This is a genomic window from Ruegeria sp. D1(2025), from assembly GCF_056536425.1.
In genome coordinates this window covers 550,746-575,952 of record NZ_JBQFPO010000001.1, presented here as the reverse complement: position 1 = coordinate 575,952, position 25,207 = coordinate 550,746, and the positions used below count along the sequence as shown (strand labels likewise).

Genomic DNA, 25,207 nt, shown 5'->3' with positions numbered 1-25,207 from the left:
GCAGCGCTGACCTAACGGACGACATAAACTGAAACGTTCGCGTGCCGCACGACGCGGGCGGCATTGGGCCCCAGCAGATAATCCTTCAGATCGGGCTTATGCGCGCCGATCACGATCAGATCGCTTCCCGCGCTTTCTGCTGTCTTCAGAATTTCCTGATAGGCGGTTCCGGTTGCCACCACATGACGCACTTTTTCGTTGCGTTCTTTGCCCAATGTGGCCTCGCACATTTCCGACAGTCTGGCATGCGCGTCCTGGAGCGCCTTTTCGTGATGATCGGGTTCGAAGAAGCCGGACACCCAGGTTTCACCAAAATCCGGAACGATCGACACGACATCCAGTTGCGCGCCCTCCATCTCGGCCAGTGCACCGGCTTTTTTCAGGACCGGGACATCCAGATCCCCGTTGCTGATATCAACAGCGCAAAGAACAGAACGTGTCATGCGGGCACCTCTTGTCTTGCGGCGCGGCCGCGTTGCAGGAAGGCGATCAGACCCAGAAGGATCATCGCTGGGATATAGATCAGCTGCTTCGGAGGCTGACTGGACGGCAGACTGACCGAGCTCAGGCGTACGGCCTCGTCACCGTAGTAGTCAAAGTTGGCCAAATCATCGGCAACCGGTGATCCGAACATCGGTTCCTCAAGTTTGACAAGGCCATCTTCTTCGAACAGCAGCAGCCCCATCGCGTCGACGCGCGCTTCACCGCTCTCTTCAGAACCAACTGGCACGACAACCGTGGTGTCCACCATCTTGCCGGTGTCAAAATCAGGCCCACTGATAACCATCCTAACATCGGTTCCGGGTGGTGTCTGACCCATCGTCTCAACGAATGCAGCAGGCTCGACCGAAGTGAATGGAGGCGCGATGCGATCCATGAAGAAGTCTGGTCTGAACAGGGCAAACGCCACGAAGATCAGCGCGATGCTTTCATAGATGCGGCTATGGGTCAGGAAGTAACCCATGGTGCCCGCTGTGAAGACAAGGATCGCTATCGTCGCGAATATCGCCACGATAATCCCTTCAACCCATGTCACATCGATCAGCAGCAAATCCGTGTTGAAGATGAACACAAATGGCAATGCAACGGTACGAAGCGAATAGAAGAAGGCCGTGAAGCCTGTCTTGATCGCATCACCACCTGAAACGGCTGCTGCAGCAAAGCTTGCAAGACCCACCGGGGGCGTAACGTCTGCCATGATGCCAAAGTAGAAGACAAACAGGTGTACCGCGATCAACGGGACAATCAGTCCGCTCTGCGCCCCCAGTTCCACAACCACGCCAGCCATGAGTGAGCTAACAACAATGTAGTTCGCGGTGGTGGGCAGACCCATGCCAAGGATCAGGCTGAGAAGGCCGACCATCACGAGCATCAGGATCAGGTTACCGCCCGACAGGAACTCCACCAGATCAGCCATCACCTGTCCGACACCCGTCAGAGTCACAGTCCCCACGATCACACCCGCAGTGGCCGTCGCCAGCGCGATACCGATCATGTTGCGCGCACCGTCGATCAGGCCCTGCCACAGGTCAGCAACTCCTTCCTTGAATGTCGCGGACATGTTGGTTTGTCCCCGGAACAGCGCCTTCAGCGGTTTCTGCGTGAGAAGGATCACAAACAGCAGTGCCGTGGCCCAGAAAGCCGACAGACCGGGCGACTTCTGTTCGATCATCAGGAAATAGACCAGAACGATGATTGGCAGAAGGTAATGCAGACCTGCCTTGTAGATCTCGCCAATGACCGGCAACGTGACTTCCTTGGCATTGGGGTCGTCAGGCTCCAAATCCGGAACCTGCGCCGCCAGATACAAAAGGCCGACATAGATCGCGCAGACAATCAGGCTGAGGATAAGCCCGGCTTGTGTCGGCACCCAGCTGGTCACGGCATCGACCGGAAATTGCGAGCCATAGCAGAGCCCGGCAAAGATCAGGAAGAAGGACAGCATCCCGACTACGGTTCGCGCCAGATGCACGTCGCGGTCGCCCAGCGTGGGCATGTTCCGCTTCACCGCCTCAAGATGGACGATGTATACCAGTGCGATGTAGGAAATCGCGGCAGGCAGGAACGCGTGGGTGATCACCTCGACGTAAGAGATGCCCACATATTCGACCATAAGGAAGGCTGCGGCCCCCATCACGGGCGGCATGATCTGACCGTTGACCGAACTGGCGACCTCGACCGATCCGGCCTGTTCGCTGGAAAAGCCGACGCGCTTCATCAGTGGGATGGTGAATGTGCCGGTGGTCACGACGTTGGCGATGGACGAGCCCGAAATCAGGCCGGTCGCCGCCGAACCCACCACGGCCGCCTTGGCCGGGCCACCGCGCAGGTGGCCAAGCGCGCCAAAGGCCATTTTGATAAAGTAGTTCCCTGCCCCGGCCTTATCCAGCAATGCACCGAACAGCACGAACAGGAACACGAATTTCGTTGAAACGCCAAGGGCGATGCCGAAGACACCTTCGGACGTGATCCACATGTGGCTCATCGCCTTTTTCAGGCTCGCGCCTTTCCAGCGGATTACTTCGGGCACCCATTCCGACGAACCGAAGAACACATAGGCAAGAAAGATCGTGGCAATGATCGCCATCGCCGGGCCAAGCGCGCGGCGGGCGGCCTCGAACAGCAGCAACAAACCACCCAGAGCGACCCATTTGTCCGTGTCGTCTGCCAGACCGCCCGCATTGACGATCTTGTCGTAGAAGAAGAAACCGTAAAGCGCGACAAACGCGCCCAGAATTCCCATGATCCAGTCCTGGATCGGGATGTAGTTTCGGGGGCTGGATTTCAAAGCGGGATAGGCCGCGAAGGCTAGGAACATCGCAAAGGCAAGATGGAACTGCCGTGCGTTATTCACAATGCTGCCGGGAAGAACGTAGTTTGCGATCGGTGACGCCAGAAGCACCTGAAAAATCGACCAGATTGCGGCGACAATTGCCAGAAACAAGCCAACGTTTCCGGCTGGATCACGGGCCCCTGCATCCGAAGATGCGACCAATTCCTGAAGTTCTTCTTCGGATAGCGGACGATTGCCCTGCTGATCAGCGCTCATCAAATCTCTCCCCGTTCAGCGGCCGGTTTCCGGCGCGGTTTTTTGTTCCGGTGTTTCACCGGTTGAAAAACGAGGCGCCTGACAGCGCCTCGTCAAAATGTTTAGGACGGATTACTGAATCCAGCCTTTTTCTTTGTAGTACTTCTCGGCACCCGGATGCAGCGGAGCCGACAGGCCGTCCGCAATCATCTCTTCCGGTTTGAGATTGGCAAATGCCGGGTGCAGCTTCTTGAAGTCCTCGAAGTTTTCGAAGACCGAGCTTACAACTGCATACACAGCGTCTTCCGACACGTCAGCCGAAGTCACGAATGTCGCGCCCACACCAAACGTCTGGGTGTCGCCATCCGATCCACGGTACATCCCGCCGGGGATAGTCGCGGTACGATAGAACGAGTTGTTTTCAACCAACTTGTTGACCGCATCGCCGCTGACATTCACCAGAACCGAGTCACAAGCGGTGGTTGCTTCCTGGATCGAACCCGACGGGTGGCCAACAGTGTAGACCATCGCGTCAATCTGGTTGTCACACAGGGCAGCAGACTGTTCGGCTGCCTTCAGCTCGGTTGCCAGCTCGAAATCGCCGGTGGTCCAGCCCATTTCGCCCAGAAGGACTTCCATGGTGCCGCGCTGACCTGAACCGGGGTTACCGATGTTGACGCGCTTGCCCTTCAGGTCCTCGAAGTTGGTGATACCGGAATCGGCCCGCGCAACAACGGTGAACGGCTCGGGGTGAACCGAGAATACGGCGCGCAGACCTTCGAACGGGCCAACCTCTTCGAATTTCGATGTACCGTTATAAGCATGGTACTGCCAGTCGGACTGGGCCACACCGAACTCCAGCTCGCCTTCGCGAATGGTGTTGATGTTGTAGACCGAACCGCCGGTCGATTCGACCGAGCAGCGTACCCCGTGTTCCTTGCGGCCCTTGTTCACCAGACGGCAGATTGCGCCCCCGGTCGGATAGTAAACGCCGGTCACGCCACCGGTGCCGATTGTGATGAATTCCTCCGCAAAAGCAGCAGGCGCCATCAGCGCTGCGGTAACAAGCGCGCCGAGGCCCAGTTTGCTGTTGTTTTTCATTTTCGTGATCTCCCAAATCTTTATTGTGGTCGGAAGATCCGTAAACAACCCCCCCTAAGAGCTTGTCAACACAGCAAGTTCCCCCGTCGAAAAAACGGGTTCACGCACCTGAATTTCAAAAATCTCCCAACACTTACGACGTTTCATTCCAATACATCGCTTGTCAACCCCCACGTCCCGCAAGCCCGTGCAAAGCCGCATATCTGACGGTGTTCCCCGAACTTTCCCCCCGGACAATCCGAGGGCAGTCCGGTTCAGCCCCACAAATGCGGTTCCGCAAACTCGACCGAATTGCCGGCCGGGTCCCGCACATACAGCGAACGTGCCCCGTTCGGCCAATCAAACTCGGCATCCAGCGGTACGTTCCAGTCGAGCAGATGCTTGCGCATTGCGTCCATTTCGACCCGCGAAATGGCAAGGCACACATGCCCCGGCCCGCGCGCGCCATGTGGCGGCACCGGCAAGTCAGGATTTCGCGGTGCTTGTTCCGTTTCCTCGGCGTTGAACAACAACAACACGGAACGGCCCACGCGGAAGAACACGTGCCGGTTGTCCACGCGCTGGATTTTCTCCAACGCCAGAATGTCGCCGTAAAAACGCTCTGCCGCGTCCAGATCATTGACGTAAAGCGCCGCCTCCAGAACTGCCGACAGGCGCGGTATGTCCGGTGTGACTTTCATGAGCCCAGTGTACCTCAGGCCCTGCCTTCTGTCACCGTCGCGGTCTGCGGTCTCTCTTTCGTTGCGGTGCTGCGGAAACCTCAGGCATGGGCAGGCTTTCCCATTGCCCCGGCTGCAATCCCTCCAGCGTCCAATCCCCGATGCGGGCCCGAACAAGACGCAATGTGGGATGTCCGACCGCTGCCGTCATCCGGCGCACCTGCCGATTGCGCCCTTCGCGCAGGGTCAGTTCGACCCAGCAATCAGGAACCGTCTGACGCACCCGGATCGGCGGCGTCCTGGGCCAAAGGCTTTCCGGTTCGTCAATCATCCGTGCCTTTGCGGGCCGGGTTGGCCCATCATTCAGTTCGACCCCTTCGCGCAGCGCCTTCATCGCGGCAGCGTCCGGAATACCCTCGACCTGAACCCAGTAGGTCTTGGCCATCTTGTGTTTCGGGTCGGAAATCTGCGCCTGCAGCTTTCCGTGATCCGTCAGCAGCAGCAGACCTTCACTGTCCCGATCCAGCCGCCCGGCCGGATAGACACCGGGCAGATCGATGTAGTCGGACAGAGTGCTGCGCGGCGAATCTCCGTTCGCCCTGTCGGTAAACTGCGGCAGGACATCGAAAGGTTTATTGAAGCGAATGAACCAGGACATGAACTACGCCATAGCGCGCAGAAACTACCTAGCGCAAGCTGTGGATAACTGTCACGCGATTGTTACGGATTCGCAATAATCAATCCCCGAGATATTGTGGAAAATCAGGGCTTGTCAGAGTTTTAACACGATATATAGTTAAGTTAAGGCCGGGGCGGGTGTTCCCCGCTCTGATGTCAAAAAACGGGCAGTGCAGAGCGAGGAGCGATTCTGTTATGGACGGAGACTTCAGGACCGAATTTGTCAGGGAACCCGGTGCACTCAGGCGTCATCCGGCACTGGTCCTGAACGCTGATTATCGCCCCCTGTCCTATTATCCTCTGTCTCTTTGGCCATGGCAGGAGGCGATCAAGGCCGCCTGGCTGGATCGGGTCGACATCGTGGCCGAATATGACGAAGTAGTCCGCAGTCCCAGTACCGAGATACGAATACCTTCGGTCGTTGTTCTGAAAGACTATGTAAAACCCAGAAAGCGCGTGGCCTTCACGCGCTTTAATTTATTTCTGCGGGATGAATTCTGTTGCCAGTACTGCGGCAGTCGAGGCGACCTGACGTTTGACCACGTTGTTCCGCGCGCGGCGGGCGGCGTGACCAGCTGGCAAAACGTGGTGGCAGCATGCAGCCCATGCAACCTGCGAAAAGGGTCAAAATCGCTGCGGCAAGCTGGCATGTCTCTGCGCAAGCCACCCCGCCAACCCGATGCCGAGGCGCTGCGCAATATCGGGCGCAAGTTCCCGCCCAACCATCTGCACGACAGCTGGATCGACTTCCTGTACTGGGATGCGGAACTGGATCAGATCTGACGTTTACCGGGCCCGCCAAGCTGCAAGCCAGACCAGAACCAGACCGGCCGACAACACGGCATTCCATCCTGCCATGGACAGACCAAGCATTTCCCACGGGATGTCGTCACAGCGCACCAGCGGCGCATTCATGATCTGATCCATCAACTCGGTCGTCGACAACCCACCGATGTCGCTGGACGTGCAACTGCTGGGACCTTCCCACCACTTCTGCTCGACGCCGGCGTGATACACACCGATACCCGCCGTGGTCGCGGCGGCCAAAGCCCCCAGAAGCGGCAGAACCGTGACCCGTGGCACAGCAATCGCCACGGTACCAATCAACGCTGCGGCGGCGTGAGGATACCGCTGCCAAATGCACATCTTGCAGGGTGCCAGCCCGCCAAGGTACTGGAATCCCCATGCTCCCAACAGCAAGGCGACAGACCCTGCGGCGGCAATCAGCACTAATCTGTTTCGGTTGGTCATAGATACTTCACCGCGAAAAATCCGCCGAACAACAGCAAGATGAACAGGGTAAACATCAGGCCCAGACGCTTTTCGATGAAATCGCGGATCGGTTCGCCGAACCCCCACAAAAGCCCTGCAACAACAAAGAACCGCAAGGCCCGTGCCAGAATTGAGGTCGCAACAAACGTACCAAAGGGCATCCCGGTCCAGCCGGACATGATCGTGATGACTTTGTAGGGGAATGGCGTAACACCTGCGGTCAGCACAGCCCAGAATCCGAAATCGTTGAAACGCTCGTTGAACTCTTCCATGGCATGGCCTTTGCCCATCGCCTCAAGGACCGGTTGGCCGATGCTTTCATAGAAGAAGGCTCCGATCGCGTATCCCAGCATCCCCCCCAGCACCGAAGCCACGAGGGCAACGGTCGCGATGAGCCATGCCCGCGACGGCCGCGCCAGGATCATTGGAATCATCAGCACATCCGGCGGGATCGGAAAGAACGAGCTTTCCACAAATGCCACAATGGCCAGCGCCCAAAGAGCATGCGGATGTTCGGCCAGACGGATGGTCCAGTCATAAAGGGATCGCAACATAAAACACTAAGGTCCAAATCTCACACCCGGCAAGGCAAACCATGCACCCATCGGGGCGTCAACCGTTCAAAGGCAAACAATCCGGATACTGGTTGTTTTTTGCCTCTGGACCTTCCCCGCGTTGGGCGATAATCCAGTGTTCGTGGCCCAAGTGGCGGAATGGTAGACGCAGGGGATTCAAAATCCCCCGCCTTCACGGGCGTGAGAGTTCGAGTCTCTCCTTGGGCACCACCAGCCAAAGAACGATATCGCGGAACCGGTAATATCCATTAGGATATTTTCGTATTATCTTGTTCCTTAGGGATAAATTCCGGAAGCCGCTTCATCATGCCAGTGTTCGCCTGAACGTAAATAAAAAAGACCGAAACACTTCCAACCCGACTCGCATCTACCGTCAGCAGTTAGGTTGCTGGCAACGAGCTTCCCCACATAATCGGATTCAGCAACCAAAACACTAGGTGGCCGGTGTTGAGTGGAAGGAAACAAGAAAATGGGATGAACAAAGTGTATTGTGCGAGTTCACCTTGGGCAGGACGAACTGTTTCCAAAAAAATGACAATGAGCTTCCTAAAGCTCTACAGAGGGTTTTGTGCTAGCTTTGCCGTTTTCGGCTCAGAAGACCGTATTTGACAGCCCAGGCCCGGAAGGATCGGCGTTTTCCACCCTCGCGTTTCACAGCTTGCTTTGAGTGCGCGCCTCCCATTCTGTTGAACTCGAAGACATCAATAATGCGTTCGGCGCAGCCACAAGCCTCGCCCATCCCGACTTTGGCGAAGTAGAACTTTTCAAAGGACTCCGGATTCTTCATGGCAAACCTCCCTGACCTCATTGAAGCGCGCCTGTAGAGGTTTGCCAAATCACTTCTTCGCGGCTCAAGGCGCGAATAATTGACTGTTAGGCTTTGATCCGCGAGGTGTTATCGCCCAGACAAAGCAGTCGCATACAAAACGCAGCTAATCTGCAAAGCAGGATGGTTCCATGCAGCCGTGTTGCAATCTCGGAAAACTGGGGGCGGAGAAACCCGCGCCCACTACTTCGTTATTTGGCTCTCAGAAAGGCTCACAAGCTCAACTTGTCGCGCATGAACGCCAAGGCCACGCCAAGGCCGTCAGGATCGATTCCGTGGCCTGTGCCCTTCATGACATGTGCGTAAATCTCTTTGAAACCAGCCCCTTGCAAAGCTTCCGCCGCCTCGGGAAGCGATTGCGGAGGCACGACATCATCAGAATCGCCGTGGACCAGTAGAATCGGCATGCGGCTGACGGTCTCCTCGGCAAGCATGTCAGGCTCCAGCAACCGGCCCGAGAAGGCCACGATACCGGCAACCGGGTCTTCGCGCCGGGGTGCCACGTGCAAACTCATCATGGTGCCTTGTGAAAAGCCGAACAAAACCAATTGTTCCGGCAACAGATCCTCATCCACCATCAAAGCGTCAAGAAAGGCGTTGAAATCCTCAACCGCCATCGCCATGCCCCTGCGTGCCTCTTCTTCGGACGAGCCGTCAATCCAGGGGATCGGAAACCACTGATACCCGTTGGGCATGCCGGGGATCTGTTCGGGTGCATCGGGTGCCACAAACAGCGTGTCAGGCAGATGGTCACCCAGCACGTCCGCCAGCCCCAAAAGGTCAGCCCCATTGGCGCCGTAACCGTGCACGAATACCACGACCGAGCGTGTATCCCCCGAAACCGGCTCTTTCCGGAGCGCATTCAAAACCCGTGTCATCTGATCCCTTCTCGTTCTTTCGCGACCCGGTAATAGGCCCACAATACCCGCGCCGCAACCGACCGCCACGGTGACCAGGCTTCGGCCATTTGGCGCAACTCTTTGTCCGTCGGGCGTTTTGGCAGGTCGTACAGAATTCGCGCAGCCTCCTGCAATGCCAGGTCCCCAGGCGCGATCACGTCCGCGCGGCCCAGCGAGAACATTGCGTAGATCTCGGCGGTCCAGACGCCGATACCCGGCACTTCGGTCAACGTGGCCACAACATCCGCGTTAGGAGCATCGCGCAATGCCCTGTAATCAATACGTGTTTCGGCCAGCGCGCGGGCGTATCGGATTTTCTGACGGCTCAGCCCCACGGCGCGCAGGTCGTCATCGGTCGCCCACATGATCTTGCGCGGTCCAGTGAGCTTGGCATCCTGCAGCCGTTTCCAGATCGCATTGGCCGAAGCCACGCTGACTTGCTGGCTGACAATCGCACTGAGCAACTGCGCAAATCCATCCGGGCGACGACGCAAGGGCAATGGCCCGGTTTGGTCCATCGCGTGGGCCATGCGCGGACAGGTTTCTGCCAGCCACCCTGCCCCTTCGGCAACGCATTCGGGCGTTTCGATGATGCGTCCGACGGACATGGCCTCTCCACAATGTGATACGGGCCGCACGTTAGGCACATATGCCGCATATGCAACCCGCTTGTGTGCCGGGGATTTCACCGATACCCATGCCCCATGACGATGATCACTGCCTCTCCCGACAATTCTCAGGCCAAACGCAACGTAGCGGTTCTGGTTGCCGCGCAGGCCATTCTGGGCGCGCAAATGCCGATGATGTTCATTGTCGGCGGGTTGGCGGGGCAGTCGCTGGCCAGCAACCCCTGCCTTGCAACATTGCCTATCTCACTGATCGTGCTGGGGTCGATGCTGGCCGCCACACCGATCTCGGCGATCATGCAGAAATGGGGTCGCCGGGTGGGTTTTCTGGTTGGTGCGACTGCCGGAGCTTGTGGTGGCGTTGTCGGGGCGTACGGCCTGTACCTGGGGTCTTTCCCGATCTTCCTGCTGGGCAGCCTGTTGACCGGTATCTATATGAGCGCACATGGCTTTTACCGTTTTGCCGCCGCCGATACTGCGTCAGACGGCTTTCGTCCGAAGGCGATTTCCTACGTCATGGCCGGTGGGCTTGCCGCTGCAATCATAGGACCCCAGATCGTCAAGCTGACGGCGCAAGCGTATGTCATTCCATTTCTCGGCACCTATCTGGCCGTGATTGCCGTAAACGTATTCGGGTCGGCCCTGTTCTTTTTCCTCGATATTCCCACACCGGAAAAACCCGCCGAAGACGCGCCGAAGGGCAGAACGCGGATCGAAATGCTCCGGACGCCGCGCATTGCGGTGGCGGTGATTTGCGCCATGGTATCCTATGCGCTGATGAACCTTGTAATGACATCCACGCCCCTGGCCGTGGTTGGATGCGGTTTCAGCCCGAATGATGCGGCGGATATCGTGACCAGCCATGTTCTGGCGATGTATGTCCCCAGCTTCTTCACCGGCCAACTGATAGCCCGGTTCGGGGTTGAAAAGATCGTCGCGCTCGGGCTGGCCATTCTGGCAGCGGCCGGCGTCGTTGCCCTGCAAGGCGTTGAGCTTGGCAATTTCTTTGTCGCCCTGATCCTGCTGGGGATCGGTTGGAATTTCGGCTTTATCGGCGCAACCAGCATGCTCGCGGACTCGCACGACGTGAACGAGCGTGGACGGATGCAGGGTCTGAACGATCTGCTGGTATTTGGCGGTGTTACTCTGGCGTCGCTGGCATCGGGTGGATTGATGAACTGTTCGGGCGGTTCACCGGTCGAGGGATGGACGGCCGTCAATCTCGCCATGATCCCATTGTTGACGCTGGCCGGTGGCGCATTGTTGTGGCTGGTTCTGAAACCGGCCGAGGCCGAAACAGCCTGATCGGCGCATTACCAGCGACCGCTGAAGGACCGCCACATCAGTGACGCGCGGCGCCTGACTTCCCCTTGCCACAATTTGCCATCGGCGACGCGTTCAGGCTGCGCCAGCGCCTGCTTCAACACCCAGTCCGCCTGCCAACCCGCAAACAATGCGGGTCTGGCCTGCACCGAGACATCTGCCCGCCTTGCGCGCGCGCTGTTCAGCCGATCCAGCCCAGCCTGCGCCAGTGCGCGTACGGCATCGGGTGTTCCATTCAACAAAGGAATGCGGCCGCGCGCCTCAAGCTCGGGGATGGCACGGAACCAGTTGGCGACCCCAACGCCATAGCCGAAATCGCGCAGAACCGTTTCATCTGCAGCGCCAAGCGCCTGCGCTGACGCGACCATCAATGTTCCCGCACTCTGGTCGATATAGGTATCGAAGTGCTCTTCATCTTCGAAAGGGTCTTTGTAGATATCCCAACGCCTTACTGCCACATATTCATCCATAACCGAGGCCAGATGAGGGTTAAGAACCCTGGATAGCGGCGTCACGACCTCATGCCGTCGCACCGTCGGGCCTTGGGCGATTTCCTGAAGCGCATCTCGCCACCATTGCAGGCGCATTTCCGCGATCATCGGCTCTTGCGTCACCCACGGCGCCCTCGCAACTTCGACATTCAGTGCGTAGATAGGAAACAGGACCGCGCGTGCAGGAACCGGGGCGGCCATAGCGGCCATGAATCGATCCGGATCCGCCCGGTGCACCAGTTGAGCACAGGCCTTGAGATCGTCGTCGAATTTCACGCTCACTCAGCCGCTTCCGAGCGCGGATTGCAGTCGCGCACCAGTTTCCACTGGATCGCATCCAGCAGGGCCTCAAACGAGGCATCAACTATGTTGGCACTGACACCAACAGTTGACCATCGACGTCCTTGCCCGTCTTCGCTGTCGATGATGACCCGTGTGACCGCCTCGGTGCCGCCCTGAGTAATGCGCACCTTGAAGTCGACCAGATGCATGTCATTCAGTATCCGCGAATACTGACCCAGATCTTTGGCCAACGCCTTGGCGAGGGCGTTGACCGGGCCCCGGTCGCTGCCGTCGCCGTCCAGCGATTCACTGACCGACAGTTTCTTTTCCCCGTCGACCTTCACTACAACGACGGCCTCGGAGAGGCTGACCATCTTGTTGTATTTGTTCTTGCGTCGCTCAACCGTGACCTTGTAACGCTTGACCTCGAAGAACTGAGGCAGCTGCCCCAGTTCCGCCCGGGCCAGCAATTCAAAGCTCGCCTGCGCGGTGTCGTAGGAATACCCGACCGCCTCGCGCTGCTTGATCCGCTCCAGTATGCGCCCCAGCGCCGGATCGCCGGCTTCGACCGTCAGCCCGGCTTCGGTCAGGCGTTTGCGCAGGTTCGATTGCCCGGCCTGGTTCGACATCGGAATGATGCGCGAATTGCCAACAGTCGCCGGGTCGACATGTTCATAAGTCGACGGGTCCTTAAGAATCGCGCTGGCATGCAGCCCTGCCTTATGCGCAAAGGCCGAGGCCCCGACATAAGCCGACTGCTTGCTGGGCACCCGGTTCAATATGTCGTCCAGCATCCGACTGATCCGCGTCAGACCTGACAAGGCTTCGTGACTGACGCCAACCTCATAGGTCGAGGCATAGGGTTCCTTCAGCAACAGGGTCGGAATCAACGCGGTCAGATTGGCATTGCCGCACCGCTCTCCCAGCCCGTTCAGCGTACCCTGTATCTGGCGCGCGCCTGCATCTACAGCGGCCAGCGAACAGGCCACCGCGTTTTCCGTGTCGTTATGGGTGTGAATACCCAGACGGTCCCCAGGCAGCCCGGCAGCGATCACCTCGGAAACGATGCGCCCAACCTCCGCAGGCAAGGCACCACCATTTGTGTCACATAACACAACCCAGCGCGCACCAGCGTCCAGTGCAGCGCGACAAACCGAGATCGCATAGTCCGGATTGTCCTTGTACCCATCAAAGAAATGCTCGGCATCGAACAACGCTTCCCGACCCTGCGCCACGACATGCGCGACCGAGGCGCGCACGTTCTCGGTGTTTTCCGCAAGGTCGATACCAAGCGCGTCGGTCACGTGGTAATCATGTGATTTCCCCACCAGACAAACCGCTTGCGTCCCTGCGTTCATCACCGCCGCCAGAACGTCATCATTGTCTGCGGACCGACCCGAACGTTTGGTCATCCCGAACGCGGTCAGACAGGCCGAAGTCTTTGGTGCCACATCGAAAAACGCACTGTCCGTCGGGTTGGCACCCGGCCAGCCGCCTTCGATATAGTCAATCCCCAGCGCATCCAGCGCCTGCGTGATCTGCACCTTTTCAGCGGTCGAGAACTGAACGCCTTGTGTCTGCTGCCCATCGCGCAGGGTGGTGTCATAAAGATAGAGCCGTTCCTTGGTCATCACACACCTTCCAGCTTGGATGCGTCAAAGCCCGCGCCGGGGACCAATTCGACACTGTTCTTGCTCATCCGAACTTCAATGCCTGCGGAAACGTACAAGGCTTTCAGACGATCCACTTCAGCGAAATCCTTGCTCTGCATGGCAGCAGCCCGCGCCTGAACAAGCTTTTCGGCATGGCCGGACAAATCGACGCTATCTGTATGCGCCCAGTCCCCCATCTCATCCGTCAGTAGCCCAAGAAGACGGGCGCCAGCCAACAAACCAGCAGCGTCCCCTTTCGCTGCGAGCCGGTGCAGTTCCGCGACGGCACCCGCAGTATTCAGATCATCGGCCAGCGCCTCCACAAACGCGGGTGTCACGCTGCCGGCGGGCTCGATGCCCGCTGTCAGCGTCCGCCATTTGCGCAGCGTCGCTTCGGCCTCACGCGCCTTTTTCTCCGTCCAGTCCATGGGCTTGCGGTAGTGAGTTTGTAGGAACACAAAGCGGATCACCTCGCCCGGCACACCCTGCTCCAGCAGATCATGGACGGTGAAGAAATTACCCAGCGATTTGGACATTTTCTTCCCTTCGACCTGCAACATCTCATTGTGCAGCCAGACCCTTGCGAACTCACCATGCGGATGCGCGCACTTGCTTTGGGCGATTTCGTTCTCGTGATGCGGGAACATAAGGTCATTGCCACCCCCATGAACGTCGAAGCTTTCGCCCAAGAGTTCATAGGCCATGGCCGAGCATTCGATATGCCATCCCGGACGTCCACGGCCCCAGGGTGACTCCCAACCAGGCAACTCATCGGTCGAGGGCTTCCACAGCACAAAATCCATCGGATTCTTCTTGTAGGGCGCAACCTCGACCCGCGCGCCTGCGATCATGTCGTCGACCGACCGCCCAGACAGGTTTCCGTATTCTTCCTTCCAGCTGTCCACCGCGAACAGCACATGACCTTCGGCCGCATAAGCGTGCCCTTTTGCGATCAGGTCTTCGATCATCGCAATCATCTGAGCGATAAATTGCGTCGCTCGCGGCATCTCGTTCGGCTCCAGCGCCCCCAGGGCCCCCATGTCATGCAGATACCAGCCTATGGTTTCATCTGAACGCTCCTGCACCAACTGCTCAAGCGACCCGACCGCGCCTGCCTGCTTTCGGGCCAGCGCCGTCGCATTTATCTTGTCATCCACATCCGTGAAGTTGCGCACATAGGTCACATGTTCCGGGCCGTAGACATGGCGCAGCAATCGATAAAGCACATCGAACACCACCACGGGCCGGGCATTGCCCAGATGCGCACGGTCATAGACGGTTGGGCCGCAGACATACATCCGCACATTGTCGGCATCGATCGGCACGAAATCTTCCTTCGTCCGCGTCCGTGTGTTGTGCAGTCTGATGGTCGTCATCTGGTGGGCTCCTAAGAAACAGCAATAGCTTGCGCGTTGGCGCGGGCTTAGCAACTTGTCTCAGGGATGAAAACGAAAGAAACCGGCCCGCTTGAGAAATCAGCAGGTAATGCAGCAGATAATGATGCAGGTCATCCGGTTCATGAGGACCGATTACCACGTAAAACACGTCAAGCCAAGGCTTGTGATCGCGCGGATGGCGGGGCACTCTGCCTTGTATGAGCCGAGACCTCGTGAACTCGATATGCCGCAACCTGCCCGGAGCGGAAGTGTCCGACCCCTGGGGTGGCGGTCATGACGCGTGGAAGATTGGCGGCAAGATGTTTGCCTGCATTGGCACGGCGGGCACCGGCGTTTCAGTAAAAACCCCTGATGTCGACACTGCGCAGATGCTGATCGAAGCGGGCGTCGGCACCAAAGCGCCCTATTTCCACCGCAGCTGGTTGCTGCTGCCATGGGAAACGGATGCCGACGAGATGCGCCACCGGCTGACCGCTTCCTATGACATTGTGCGCAAATTGCTTACCAAAAAAGTACAGGCTGAGTTGCCACCTCGTAGCTGATTGACAATACAACGCCATTCAGACCCAGCCGAAAAACGAGTTCCCGCCAAGCGCAGAACGGAGCGATACCGCAGCCGACTGGGGCGTTGTCCTTGCAGATCAACCTTGCCCACCAATCCAACCGGAGCGGTCTTTTCCGCCGACCCGTTTCAAAGCATCTCTGGTATTTGCCGAACACGCGACCTTTGACTGATTTCGGACGAAGTCGATGATACTCAGGTTTGGGGTGGCGTCCATATTTCGCCTCGTACTGAGCCGGGTATGGCCGAACGCATCTTGGTCGTCGGCTCAGTGTCCAAATCACATATTACGACAGGCTCGCGCCGCAGTTGGATCGTCGAGATTGAAGACGTCAACTCCCAACTGGTTAATCTGGCAACACACACCATGAATGGTGTTCCCGGGTCTATTCAGGACGCCGCGAGTATTGCGTTGAACTCGGGCAGTGATATGAAACAGGAATTCTCGGAACTCGTCCGCAATCGGCGAACCTTGGCTATCAAACTGTTGAGCACTCGGAACGTTGTCAGGCTGGTGCCCAAACAGGGGACATGTATTTGATGCTGAATGTTCGTATCAACAGGCGAAGTGGTGAGGCATTTGCAAAGGCGCTGCTCGAAACGCATTCCATTGCGTTGAGGCAAGGTGAGAGCTTGGGCAGCGTTGCGGCTGGTCACGTCCGGGTTGCGATGACGATCGCAAACGACCTCTTCATTGCAGCGCTGCAAACACTGCGTGATTTGGCAATGAACGCTCCCGGGAGAAGCCGAACCAGTGATCAGAACCGGAAGGTCGTCCGCAGATTGAACGTGTTGGCGCCGAGACTGCCATTTGATCGGGTCACATTGTCAAAATTCTGACGCAGTGCCTCGCCACTGATGATGAATCTGTCATTGACCGGATAGGCAACGCCAATTCCGTAGACCGCTGCTGTGTCGTTGTCGGCGGACGTATCGATCCGTGCGGCCCCGACAACCACATACCCCAGCGCCGGTCCGAAATCGTACCCGCCGCGCAGTTTCAGCCGTGTCAGACTATCTAATGTCCCTTCCCCCTGACCGAGGTTCAGCGACAGGTGATTGTATTCCAATTCGCTTCCCAGAACGAAGCTTCCGAAATCGTGGTCATAGCCGACATGGAGTCCAAAACTGGTATCGTCACCGCTGGATCCGTTTGGGCCATCCGCTTCAGTATACCCAAAGCTGAATCCTGCATAACCCCCGGTCCAATCCTCGGCGACTGCCGGGACGGCGCTTAACATTGTCACTGCGACAATGAGGGCCGTGCTGAATTTCATTCACGTCTCCAACATGTTACAGCCCCGATGAGCGGGAATTTCGGGGCGCTTACAAACCATTTACCCGAACATTGGGTCCGAGAACCGATATTTCAATTCTGATAACAGACAGGTTAATAAATAGTGATCCAACTATATCAGATTTCCACCCGAACGGGAAGAAATCTCACGCTGAAACCCTTTCGACAAAGAAAGGGAGCAATGGCGACCTATTTCTAAGTTTGGGTCGCAAACAGGACAGATCATGTCGCCAGGTGAAGGATAACTACGGCCAACGTAAGAGGTCCGCATGAAAAGCGACTACTGGAAAATCCGCTTGATCAGCCGCACCATTGGTGCGGATCGCGGACGTGCGGCGCGGGGAAGGCCATTCTGAGGGTGAATTAAGCCACTCTTCAGGAACAGCTCTTAACCCGGACCAAACACATGAACGACCAAACCCGTACTTCCTCTCGCAGCGGCGGACGCTCCGCGCGCCGTGCCGCCCGTGCCTCTGCCCTGCCCGATCACCTGCGCCCCGTGCGGCCCGGGATGGAGGGCGGCACCCTGAACGTGCTGACTCAGGCACAGTTGGAACGCATTCACGAAGCTGCGCTGACAGCGCTGGAAACGATTGGCCTTGCGGATGCGCCGCAAAGCGGGATCGATTATCTTGTTGCCGCAGGCTGTACCCTGGGTGATGACGGTCGCATCCGGTTCCCGCGTGCGCTGGTGGAAGATACCATCGCCAAAGCCAATCGTTCCGTGACGCTTTACAGCCGGGATGGAAAGACCGATCTGGAACTGTCAGGCACGCGTGTTCATTACGGCACGGCTGGCGCGGCTGTCAGCATGGTCGACGTACACGGCCAGGAATACCGCGATTCGACCGTGCAGGATCTGCATGACGCATCACGCATCTGCCAGCAGCTTGACAACATTCACTTTGTGCAGCGTCCGATGGTTTGCCGCGATATTGCGGACAACCTTGAGATGGATCTGAACACGGTCTACGCCACGACCTCGGGCACGTTCAAGCATATCGGCACATCCTTTACCGAACCCAGCCATGTGGCCCCGGCGATAGAAATGCTGCACATGATCGCGGGCGGCGAGGACAAATGGCGCGAGCGGCCGTTTATGTCCAACTCGAACTGCTTTGTCGTACCGCCGATGAAATTCGCAACGGAAAGCTGCGAAGTCATGGAAGAATGCATTAAGGCCGGGATGCCGGTCCTGCTGCTGTCGGCGGGAATGGCCGGGGCAACTGCGCCCTCGACGATTGCGGGCGCAATCACTCAGGCAACGGCGGAATGCCTGGCCGGTCTGGTTTACGTCAATGCCGTCAAACCCGGTGCGCCAGCCGTTTTTGGCACCTGGCCCTTTGGTCTGGACCTGCGCACCGGCGCGATGTCCATCGGTTCGGGTGAACAGGCCCTTCTGACCGCAGGCTGCGCCCAGATGCACAGGTTCTACGACCTTCCGGGCGGTGCCGCCGCCGGAGCATCGGATGCGAAACTGCCGGACATGCAGGCCGGGTGGGAGCAGATGTGCTCGAACGTTATGGCCGGATTGTCGGGCCTGAACATGGTCTACGAAGCGGCTGGAATGCACGCCTCATTGTTGGGCTTCTGCTTTGAAAGCCTGATCCTCAGCGATGACCTGATCGGCCAGGCGCAGCGCTGCGTGCGCGGGATCGAAGTGACGGACGAAACTTTGGCGCTGGACCAGATGGCGGCCGTCTGCATGGGCGGACCGGGTCACTATCTTGGCACGGATGCAACGCTCAGCCGCATGCAGGCAGATTATGTCTATCCGACCTTCGGAGATCGCTCCTCACCCAAGGAATGGGTGGAACTCGGCAAACCTGATCTGATTGAGAAAGCGATCAAGCGAAAAGAGGAAATCCTGTCAGCACCGTCGCCGGCACAATTCGACCCGCTGTTGGATGCTGAACTTCGAAGCAGATTCAACATTCACTTGCCGAGATGAGACACTGAAAAGCGGCCTGAAATGCTCAGGCCGCTTTCCCGCACCCGGATTTAGCCGTCACTGGATGGAAGCAAACCCGCTTCCTGTGCGACGGCAATCTCGGCCTGATCCAGCGCGCCGTCGCCATTTGCATCCATGGCCGAGAACCCGTCTGCGTCGACATCGGGCAGAATTGCCTGCACTTCTTCGATTGTCAGTACGCCATCCCCGTTTGTGTCCACTGAGGATTGAGCGACGGCCAGTGTGGGCAATCCAAGTACGATTGCTGAGAATACAGCCAGATTTTGGCGTTTCATTTCGGTGCCTCCTGAGAGTATTGTTGTCTGTTTTCTGTCCGGACAGGCCCCAGAAACACCCGAGTGACGTCTTCTGTCACTCGCAATGGTTGAGGATGTACATTTCAGGCCAATCATTGCGTGTTTTGCAGAGTCGCATCTGCGGTCCACCGCCAAGAAAAACACTCGAAGTTCTGTTCGGCGGATCTTGCCCGATGACAGGAACGCATTCCGGCAAGGCTTTGCTCAGGTCAAAAAAGAAAGGGGGCCGAAGCCCCCTGTCAGTTTCGCCTTCCAGGCTCGTATCGTTGACCGCCCGGTGTTTTTTTGCCTGCGGCCTGGACTGCGCATGGGACGAGCGCACCCGCCCCGTGAAAGAGTGGGAAGGACCGATATTCCGCCCCACCCTGTTCCCGGCCAACACGGGCATGTCGGCCGAGTGGAGAAAGGTCAGTTGGTAAGTCTCAGAGCCTTTCTCCGTATTCGTCGGGGCCGGTCACTGTGGCAGCATCCGACCCCTGCACCCCGGGGTGCCAGGGCGCTAGACTTCAGCTACACCCGCTTGTCGCGCCACAGGTGTTGCATTTCATGCAGGTGCCGTTGCGCACCAGCGTGTAGTTTCCGCATTCTCCGCACGGGTCGCCCTCGTATCCCTGCATCTTCGCCTTCGTACGGGCGTCCATGCTGGTCGCAACGGCGGTCTCCGCAACCGGTGCCGCAAATTGCGCTGCGGATTCGGCCATGCCGTTCGCGCCGGACTGTCCGCCATTGAACACCATCAGGTCCTGCGGCAATCGCTTGCGAAGGTAGCCAGTCGAACTGATTTGCTTCAGTACTTCCAAGGACTTGGACGCCGCGGTTTCGCTGATCTCCGAAACGTTCGACAACCCGTCTTCCTCTCCCCGGCCCAGATCATCAAAGGTTGCGCCTTCGGGCTTCACATGGGCCAGGTCGGTGCGGTCGAGATAAGACACCGCCAGTTCGCGGAAGATGTAATCCAGGATCGACGTCGCGTTCTTGATCGAGTCGTTGCCCTGTACCATCCCCGCCGGTTCAAACTTGGTGAAGGTGAAGGCATCGACGAACTCTTCCAGCGGTACGCCGTATTGCAGGCCAACCGACACGGCGATAGCAAAGTTGTTCATCATCGCCCGGAAGCCAGCGCCTTCCTTGTGCATGTCGATGAAAATCTCGCCCAGCTTGCCATCCTCGAATTCACCAGTCCGCAGATAGACTTTGTGGCCACCCACGATCGCCTTTTGAGTATAGCCCTTGCGGCGATGCGGCAGTTTCTCGCGATGGCTGCGGATCATTTCCTTGACCACAACCTTCTCGATCACTTTCTCGGCCAGAACGACGGCTTTTTCCTGCGCCGAACCGCTTTCCAGCACTTCTGCCGCTTCGTCGTCATCCTCGACCAGCGCCGCGGCCAGAGGCTGCGACAGTTTCGAGCCGTCGCGATACAGCGCATTGGCCTTCACACCCAACGACCAGCTGAGTTCGTAAGCCTTCTGGCAATCCTCGATTGTCGCGTCATTCGGCATGTTGATCGTTTTCGAGATCGCGCCCGAGATGAAGCTTTGCGCTGCTGCCATCATGGTGATGTGGCTATCAACCCCAAGGAAACGCTTGCCTTTCTTGCCGCATGGGTTGGCGCAGTCGAAGATCGAATAGTGTTCTTCTTTCAGATGCGGCGCACCTTCCAGCGTCATGGTTCCGCAGACATGGTCGTTCGCCGCGTCGATATCCGCTTTGGTAAAGCCCAGATGGCGCAGCAGATCGAATGTCGGGTCATTCAGCTTGGTGGCTGGGATACCCAAAACGCCGGTGCAGAAGTCCTCGCCCAATGTCCACTGGTTGAAGACGAACCGGATATCAAAGGCGCTTTCCAGCGCGGCATCCACTTTGGCCAGTTCGTTCGGGCCAAAGCCGTGGCCGGTCAGCGAGGTGTGGTTGATCCCCGGCGCGTTACCGATGGTGCCATGGCCGACCGCGTAACCCACGATTTCTTCAATCTGAGACGATGAATACCCCAACTTTTCCAGCGCCGACGGCACCGAGCGGTTGATGATCTTGAAGTAACCGCCACCGGCCAACTTCTTGAACTTGACCAGCGCAAAGTCCGGCTCGATCCCGGTAGTGTCGCAATCCATCACCAGACCGATGGTGCCGGTCGGCGCGATCACGGTCGCCTGCGCATTGCGGTAACCGTTTTTCTCGCCGAGGCTCAGCGCCTCGTCCCAAGCGGACATGGCCAGGTCGATCAGACGCTTGTCCGGGCAATTGCCGTGGTCCAGAGGCACCGGCTTCACGGCCAGTTTCTCATATCCATTGGTCACACCTTGTGCGGCACGGCGATGGTTGCGGATAACGCGCAGCATATGGTCGGCGTTGCGATCGTAGCCTTTGAACGGGCCAAGCTCACCTGCAATCTCGGCCGAGGTCGCGTACGCCACACCGGTCATGATCGCAGTCAGCGCGCCGCAGATCGCCCGACCCTCATCCGAGTCATAGCTGTAGCCCATGTTCATCAACAGGCCGCCGATGTTCGCGTAACCCAGACCCAGCGTGCGGAAGTCATAAGACAGCTGCGCGATTTCCTTGGATGGGAACTGCGCCATGGTCACCGAGATTTCCAGCGTCAGGGTCCACAGGCGCGAAGCATGCATGTAGTCCGCCGCCTGGAACTCACCATCCTTGAGGAAGGTCAGCAGGTTCATCGACGCCAGGTTACAGGCCGTGTCATCAAGGAACATGTATTCCGAACACGGGTTCGAGCCGCGAATCTCACCATCTTCGGGGCATGTGTGCCACTCGTTCACGGTGTCGTGGAACTGGATGCCCGGATCGGCGCAGGCCCATGCGGCGTGGCCTACCTTTTCCCACAGATCGCGTGCTTTGACGGTCTTGGCGACCTTGCCATCTGTCCGGTTGATCAACTCCCAATCAGCGTCTTTCTCAACAGCAGTCAGGAACGCGTTGGTCACGCGGATGGAGTTGTTCGAGTTCTGACCCGAAACCGAGCTGTAGGCTTCCGAATCCCAGTCGGTGTCGTAGGTCGGGAACTCAATGCTGTCGTGTCCCTGCCGCGCGTAATCCAGCACGCGCTTGATGTAAGTCTCTGGGATCGCGACTTTCTTCGCCTCGCGCACCGCTTTCTTCAGGCTGTCATTCTTGTTGGGGTCGTACGCGTCGTCTTGCGCGCCGTCCCAGCTTCGGATGGCCTCGAAAATGCCGTTCAGCATCTTCTCGTGCATCTTCGATCCGGCAACGATCGAGGCCACCTTCTGCTCTTCGATCACCTTCCATTCGATGAATTGCTCGATGTCCGGGTGATCTGCATCGACGATCACCATCTTTGCTGCTCGACGGGTTGTCCCGCCTGATTTGATCGCGCCAGCGGCGCGGTCGCCGATCTTGAGAAAGCCCATGAGGCCCGAGGACCTGCCACCACCCGACAGCGCCTCACCTTCTGCACGCAGATGGCTGAAGTTGGTCCCGGTACCCGAACCATATTTGAACAGGCGCGCCTCGCGCACCCACAGATCCATGATGCCGCCTTCGTTCACCAGATCATCATCAACGGACTGGATGAAGCACGCGTGCGGCTGCGGATGTTCATAAGCGGATTTGGATTTGGTCAGCTTGCCGGTTTTGTAGTCGACATAGTGGTGGCCCTGAGCCGGGCCGTCGATCCCGTAGGCCCAATGCAGACCGGTGTTAAACCACTGCGGGCTGTTCGGTGCTGCGCGCTGGGTCGCCAGCATATAGCGCATCTCATCAAAGTAAGCGCGCGCGTCATCCTCGGTTGAGAAATACCCGCCTTTCCAGCCCCAATACGCCCAAGCGCCGGCCAGACGGTCGAACACCTGCTTGGACGAGATTTCTCCGTCAAACTCAGCGTCTTCAGCGGGAACCGAGCGCCACAGGAATTCGGGAACGTCCTTTTCTTTGACTTTCTTCAGCTTGGACGGAACACCAGCCTTGCGGAAATATTTTTGGGCGATGACATCGCTGGCAACCTGGCTCCAGGTTGAAGGGATTTCGATATTCTCGAGACGGAAAACAATTGTCCCATCCGGGTTGCGGATTTCGGATGTTGCCGAAACAAACTCCAGATCTGCATATGCATCCTGCCCGGATTTGGTGAATTTTCTGTCAATCTTCATGTCCGCCGCCCTAGCTACAACCAGCTTAATTTTCGGTTTTCGACACCAAATCTTGTTTGCGGGGTGTCGACCGCCTGCCACCGATTTCCGGACAAAAGGGTATCGGTCGCTGCCTTTGACAGCGCATAGCCGAGCAATTCGGCTGCACGTGGCATTGGTATGCTTTCCGTCCCTCGCCCGTTGCCTTATTCTGGTAAGTGCCTACCAGATATTGTGGCACGTCTTTCGGCCCATACAATCTGACGTATATACCCATATGTGGTCAACGGGCTTTTTCGATCTTTTTTCAAATCTTTTATGTTGACCTCATCCCATGAGGAACTCGCAATTCACTTGTCCACGATTCCTCCACAGGTAAGACGCTTCCACGAGGGACCCGACCGCCGGACGGCTCAAATTGATTTCTCTTTTTTCTCACCATGGTTATCGGCCAATGATCAAGCAACCAGATGTTAATGCTGGGGCCAGAGAATCATCGTTCCGTGCCCCGGTCCCATGCCATAGTGGAATCATCGCTAAAATCTGAACCCTGTTGGTTTTACATATGAATCTGCTTCATTTGCTGCCTGTTGCCGCGCTGATCGTGTCCTGCACACCACAAGACACGTCCCCGTCATCGCGCAGCGCTGAATTCCCGGAGTATCCCCAAAAGCTGTTCAGTGCGTTTGAAACCGACTGCGCGGGCCCTGGCAACAAATATGTAAAAACCGACCGAAACACCGTCGAATGCCGCGAGTTGCTGCCCCCCGACATGACGGCCTATCTGATTCTCAACTTTGACGGTTATCCCCAAAACCTGCCGCAGATCGTGACGTATTTGCATTCCAGCAAGATCCAGGCTGGCTATCGGGTTGATGCCGAGTTGTTTTTTTTGGTTCCGCAGAAAAGTGGGAAGACCGTGAAGATTCCAGTGCAAAGCGAGATGGTTAATCGCGATTTTTCGCGGCTGTACACCGAATTTGGTGGAAACCCAATTTAATCTTGGAAGTGGTCGGGGCGGCAGGATTCGAACCTACGACCCCCTGTACCCAAAACAGGTGCGCTACCAGACTGCGCCACGCCCCGGACCGTGCGCCTTCCTAAACGTGCCGATTTGATTTGAAAAGCCCTAACAGGGCCAAATCGCAGGTCCGCGCGAAAAAACTTTGTGCCGCATCTGGGAACCGGGCGTTATCAGGTACCGCGCCGCGAGACCGGCATTAATTTCCAATACCGCAAATACCTTACCCCCGCCGTCGACAGGGGTCAGATCACCCGGAACCGCATTGTGGTGCACTTTCATTACGGACCCGGACTGATCCAGAAAAATCATGTCCAAGGGAATCAGCGTGTTCTTCATCCAGAACGCCACGGGTTGCGGCGGATCGAAGACAAACAGCATCCCCGACTGTGTCGGCAGTGATTCCCGAAACATCAATCCGCGCGCACGGTCCTGAGGCGAGATCGCAAGTTCGATATCAAACCGAATGTGAGTTTTGTCGTTCCGGACATAGATCCTGTCTTCCCGACAGGCCGCCAACGCGGTTTCAGCCCACATTACTGAAAGAATAATGAGAACCGAGAGAAACCTGATCATTGGCACTTAGGCGTCCAGAGCAGCTTCCCAGGCCAGAACCTGCGCCGCCATACGTCCCCGCTTGCCGTCGATGACACGCATCGCCAGGGCCTCGCCCGGCTGAAGATCGGCCAGCCCGGACCGGCGCAGAACCTCGATGTGAAGAAAAACGTCTTCATCACGGCCAAAGACATTTGCAAAGCCAAAGCCCTTGCCCTTGTCGAACCATTTGACGCGCGCCGCCTCAAGCGGTGCGTTGGCAATCACGACCGGGTCAAGATCGGCGAAATCGGCCAGCAGCATGGCATCTGCACGTGCGGGAGGATCGACGCTCACGACTTCGACCGCCTGAACTCCGCGATCAGTGCGATGCGTCATAATCTCGATACCGGCGCCATCGGCGACCGAGCTTTGCCCGAAATTGCGCAACACGTTCACATGCAACAGAATATCCGGGCCGCCTTCGTCGGACACAACAAATCCGTACCCCTTTGCGGGATCGAACCATTTAACGTGTCCACGTACGCGGTACATGTTGTTCAGATCTTCTGGCACTGTTTTCCCATCGCGAAAATTAGCACTTCGTTAA

General features: G+C 57.6%; 24 protein-coding genes and 2 tRNA genes. 7 read left to right on the top strand and 19 right to left on the bottom strand.

Features of this window, described 5'->3' with window-relative positions; translation table 11 throughout:
* Positions 1 to 11: 11 nt before the first annotated feature.
* From ACR1XU_RS02965 to ACR1XU_RS02945, 5 genes are all read right to left on the bottom strand, one after another.
* Positions 12 to 443 (bottom strand): universal stress protein, encoded by a 432-nt coding sequence (locus tag ACR1XU_RS02965; RefSeq protein ID WP_170677240.1) that lies wholly within the window; start codon positions 441 to 443, stop codon positions 12 to 14.
* Positions 440 to 3,049, bottom strand: a complete 2,610-nt coding sequence (locus ACR1XU_RS02960) for a TRAP transporter permease (RefSeq protein ID WP_480905578.1) — start codon at positions 3,047 to 3,049, stop codon at positions 440 to 442. The genes ACR1XU_RS02965 and ACR1XU_RS02960 overlap by 4 nt, the downstream gene beginning before the upstream one ends.
* Before the next feature lie 111 nt (positions 3,050 to 3,160).
* Positions 3,161 to 4,129, bottom strand: a complete 969-nt coding sequence (locus ACR1XU_RS02955; protein ID WP_480905575.1) for a TAXI family TRAP transporter solute-binding subunit — start codon at positions 4,127 to 4,129, stop codon at positions 3,161 to 3,163.
* Positions 4,130 to 4,383: 254 nt separating this feature from the next.
* Complete coding sequence (locus ACR1XU_RS02950) at positions 4,384 to 4,809, bottom strand: VOC family protein (protein WP_480905572.1); 426 nt, start codon at positions 4,807 to 4,809, stop codon at positions 4,384 to 4,386.
* 31 nt (positions 4,810 to 4,840) lie between these two features.
* Complete coding sequence (locus ACR1XU_RS02945; protein WP_480905569.1) at positions 4,841 to 5,446, bottom strand: pseudouridine synthase; 606 nt, start codon at positions 5,444 to 5,446, stop codon at positions 4,841 to 4,843.
* A gap of 215 nt (positions 5,447 to 5,661) precedes the next feature.
* Between ACR1XU_RS02945 and ACR1XU_RS02940 the strand changes: the two genes are divergently transcribed.
* Positions 5,662 to 6,249, top strand: coding sequence for an HNH endonuclease (locus ACR1XU_RS02940; protein ID WP_170614955.1), 588 nt, complete (start codon positions 5,662 to 5,664; stop codon positions 6,247 to 6,249).
* A 3-nt stretch (positions 6,250 to 6,252) separates the two neighbouring features.
* Here the strand turns inward: ACR1XU_RS02940 and ACR1XU_RS02935 are convergent, their stop codons facing one another.
* Both ACR1XU_RS02935 and ACR1XU_RS02930 read right to left on the bottom strand, forming a co-directional pair.
* The gene (locus tag ACR1XU_RS02935; protein WP_480905567.1) at positions 6,253 to 6,717 is read right to left on the bottom strand and encodes a disulfide bond formation protein B; all 465 of its coding nucleotides are present in this window, start codon (positions 6,715 to 6,717) and stop codon (positions 6,253 to 6,255) included.
* Entirely contained in the window at positions 6,714 to 7,292 is a 579-nt protein-coding gene (locus ACR1XU_RS02930; RefSeq protein ID WP_170614953.1) for a YqaA family protein, read from the bottom strand. Before ACR1XU_RS02930 ends, ACR1XU_RS02935 begins: the two co-directional genes overlap by 4 nt.
* A gap of 145 nt (positions 7,293 to 7,437) precedes the next feature.
* Between ACR1XU_RS02930 and ACR1XU_RS02925 the strand changes: the two genes are divergently transcribed.
* Positions 7,438 to 7,523 (top strand) — tRNA-Leu (locus ACR1XU_RS02925).
* Between the two features lie 361 nt (positions 7,524 to 7,884).
* Here the strand turns inward: ACR1XU_RS02925 and ACR1XU_RS02920 are convergent.
* From ACR1XU_RS02920 to ACR1XU_RS02910, 3 genes are all read right to left on the bottom strand, one after another.
* Positions 7,885 to 8,100, bottom strand: coding sequence for a hypothetical protein (locus ACR1XU_RS02920; RefSeq protein WP_170677246.1), 216 nt, complete (start codon positions 8,098 to 8,100; stop codon positions 7,885 to 7,887).
* A 251-nt stretch (positions 8,101 to 8,351) separates the two neighbouring features.
* The gene (locus ACR1XU_RS02915; protein WP_480811603.1) at positions 8,352 to 9,017 is read right to left on the bottom strand and encodes an alpha/beta hydrolase; all 666 of its coding nucleotides are present in this window, start codon (positions 9,015 to 9,017) and stop codon (positions 8,352 to 8,354) included.
* Complete coding sequence (locus ACR1XU_RS02910; protein WP_480905564.1) at positions 9,014 to 9,646, bottom strand: DNA-3-methyladenine glycosylase family protein; 633 nt, start codon at positions 9,644 to 9,646, stop codon at positions 9,014 to 9,016. Before ACR1XU_RS02910 ends, ACR1XU_RS02915 begins: the two co-directional genes overlap by 4 nt.
* 96 nt (positions 9,647 to 9,742) lie before the next feature.
* On the opposite strand from ACR1XU_RS02910, the gene ACR1XU_RS02905 reads away from it, so the two are divergent.
* Positions 9,743 to 10,969, top strand: a complete 1,227-nt coding sequence (locus ACR1XU_RS02905) for an MFS transporter (protein WP_170805655.1) — start codon at positions 9,743 to 9,745, stop codon at positions 10,967 to 10,969.
* A gap of 8 nt (positions 10,970 to 10,977) precedes the next feature.
* On the opposite strand, the gene ACR1XU_RS02900 is transcribed toward ACR1XU_RS02905, so the two are convergent.
* The 3 genes from ACR1XU_RS02900 to cysS are packed head-to-tail and all read right to left on the bottom strand — an operon-like array spanning position 10,978 to position 14,788.
* A complete protein-coding gene (locus tag ACR1XU_RS02900; RefSeq protein ID WP_480905590.1) occupies positions 10,978 to 11,754 on the bottom strand; it encodes a squalene/phytoene synthase family protein in 777 nt (258 codons plus the stop codon).
* A gap of 2 nt (positions 11,755 to 11,756) precedes the next feature.
* Positions 11,757 to 13,391: a citramalate synthase gene (gene cimA / locus ACR1XU_RS02895; RefSeq protein ID WP_170805654.1), complete on the bottom strand. Its 1,635-nt coding sequence runs from the start codon at positions 13,389 to 13,391 to the stop codon at positions 11,757 to 11,759.
* On the bottom strand, positions 13,391 to 14,788 hold the full coding sequence (cysS, locus tag ACR1XU_RS02890) for a cysteine--tRNA ligase (RefSeq protein ID WP_480905560.1): 1,398 nt from the start codon (positions 14,786 to 14,788) through the stop codon (positions 13,391 to 13,393). Before cysS ends, cimA begins: the two co-directional genes overlap by 1 nt.
* A 218-nt stretch (positions 14,789 to 15,006) precedes the next feature.
* Here cysS and ACR1XU_RS02885 point away from each other — a divergent pair, with 218 nt between their 5' ends.
* Both ACR1XU_RS02885 and ACR1XU_RS02880 read left to right on the top strand, forming a co-directional pair.
* Positions 15,007 to 15,351 (top strand): MmcQ/YjbR family DNA-binding protein, encoded by a 345-nt coding sequence (locus ACR1XU_RS02885; RefSeq protein ID WP_480905558.1) that lies wholly within the window; start codon positions 15,007 to 15,009, stop codon positions 15,349 to 15,351.
* Positions 15,352 to 15,612: 261 nt separating this feature from the next.
* The gene (locus ACR1XU_RS02880) at positions 15,613 to 15,912 is read left to right on the top strand and encodes an aminotransferase class I/II-fold pyridoxal phosphate-dependent enzyme (RefSeq protein ID WP_480713511.1); all 300 of its coding nucleotides are present in this window, start codon (positions 15,613 to 15,615) and stop codon (positions 15,910 to 15,912) included.
* A 217-nt stretch (positions 15,913 to 16,129) separates the two neighbouring features.
* On the opposite strand, the gene ACR1XU_RS02875 is transcribed toward ACR1XU_RS02880, so the two are convergent.
* The gene (locus tag ACR1XU_RS02875; RefSeq protein ID WP_480905554.1) at positions 16,130 to 16,648 is read right to left on the bottom strand and encodes an outer membrane protein; all 519 of its coding nucleotides are present in this window, start codon (positions 16,646 to 16,648) and stop codon (positions 16,130 to 16,132) included.
* Between the two features lie 426 nt (positions 16,649 to 17,074).
* On the opposite strand from ACR1XU_RS02875, the gene ACR1XU_RS02870 reads away from it, so the two are divergent.
* The gene (locus tag ACR1XU_RS02870; protein ID WP_170614942.1) at positions 17,075 to 18,619 is read left to right on the top strand and encodes a trimethylamine methyltransferase family protein; all 1,545 of its coding nucleotides are present in this window, start codon (positions 17,075 to 17,077) and stop codon (positions 18,617 to 18,619) included.
* A gap of 50 nt (positions 18,620 to 18,669) precedes the next feature.
* Here the strand turns inward: ACR1XU_RS02870 and ACR1XU_RS02865 are convergent, their stop codons facing one another.
* Both ACR1XU_RS02865 and ACR1XU_RS02860 read right to left on the bottom strand, forming a co-directional pair.
* Entirely contained in the window at positions 18,670 to 18,915 is a 246-nt protein-coding gene (locus ACR1XU_RS02865; protein ID WP_170614941.1) for a penta-EF hand family protein, read from the bottom strand.
* 527 nt (positions 18,916 to 19,442) lie between these two features.
* Positions 19,443 to 23,063: a vitamin B12-dependent ribonucleotide reductase gene (locus tag ACR1XU_RS02860; protein ID WP_480905551.1), complete on the bottom strand. Its 3,621-nt coding sequence runs from the start codon at positions 23,061 to 23,063 to the stop codon at positions 19,443 to 19,445.
* Positions 23,064 to 23,607: 544 nt separating this feature from the next.
* On the opposite strand from ACR1XU_RS02860, the gene ACR1XU_RS02855 reads away from it, so the two are divergent.
* Positions 23,608 to 24,042 (top strand): hypothetical protein, encoded by a 435-nt coding sequence (locus tag ACR1XU_RS02855; protein WP_170614939.1) that lies wholly within the window; start codon positions 23,608 to 23,610, stop codon positions 24,040 to 24,042.
* 9 nt (positions 24,043 to 24,051) lie between these two features.
* Here the strand turns inward: ACR1XU_RS02855 and ACR1XU_RS02850 are convergent.
* From ACR1XU_RS02850 to ACR1XU_RS02840, 3 genes are all read right to left on the bottom strand, one after another.
* Positions 24,052 to 24,128: transfer RNA gene (locus ACR1XU_RS02850), tRNA-Pro, on the bottom strand.
* A gap of 43 nt (positions 24,129 to 24,171) precedes the next feature.
* Positions 24,172 to 24,639, bottom strand: coding sequence for a DUF192 domain-containing protein (locus tag ACR1XU_RS02845; RefSeq protein WP_170614938.1), 468 nt, complete (start codon positions 24,637 to 24,639; stop codon positions 24,172 to 24,174).
* Between the two features lie 6 nt (positions 24,640 to 24,645).
* Entirely contained in the window at positions 24,646 to 25,152 is a 507-nt protein-coding gene (locus tag ACR1XU_RS02840) for a cold-shock protein (RefSeq protein ID WP_480440326.1), read from the bottom strand.
* Between the last annotated feature and the right edge of the window lie 55 nt (positions 25,153 to 25,207).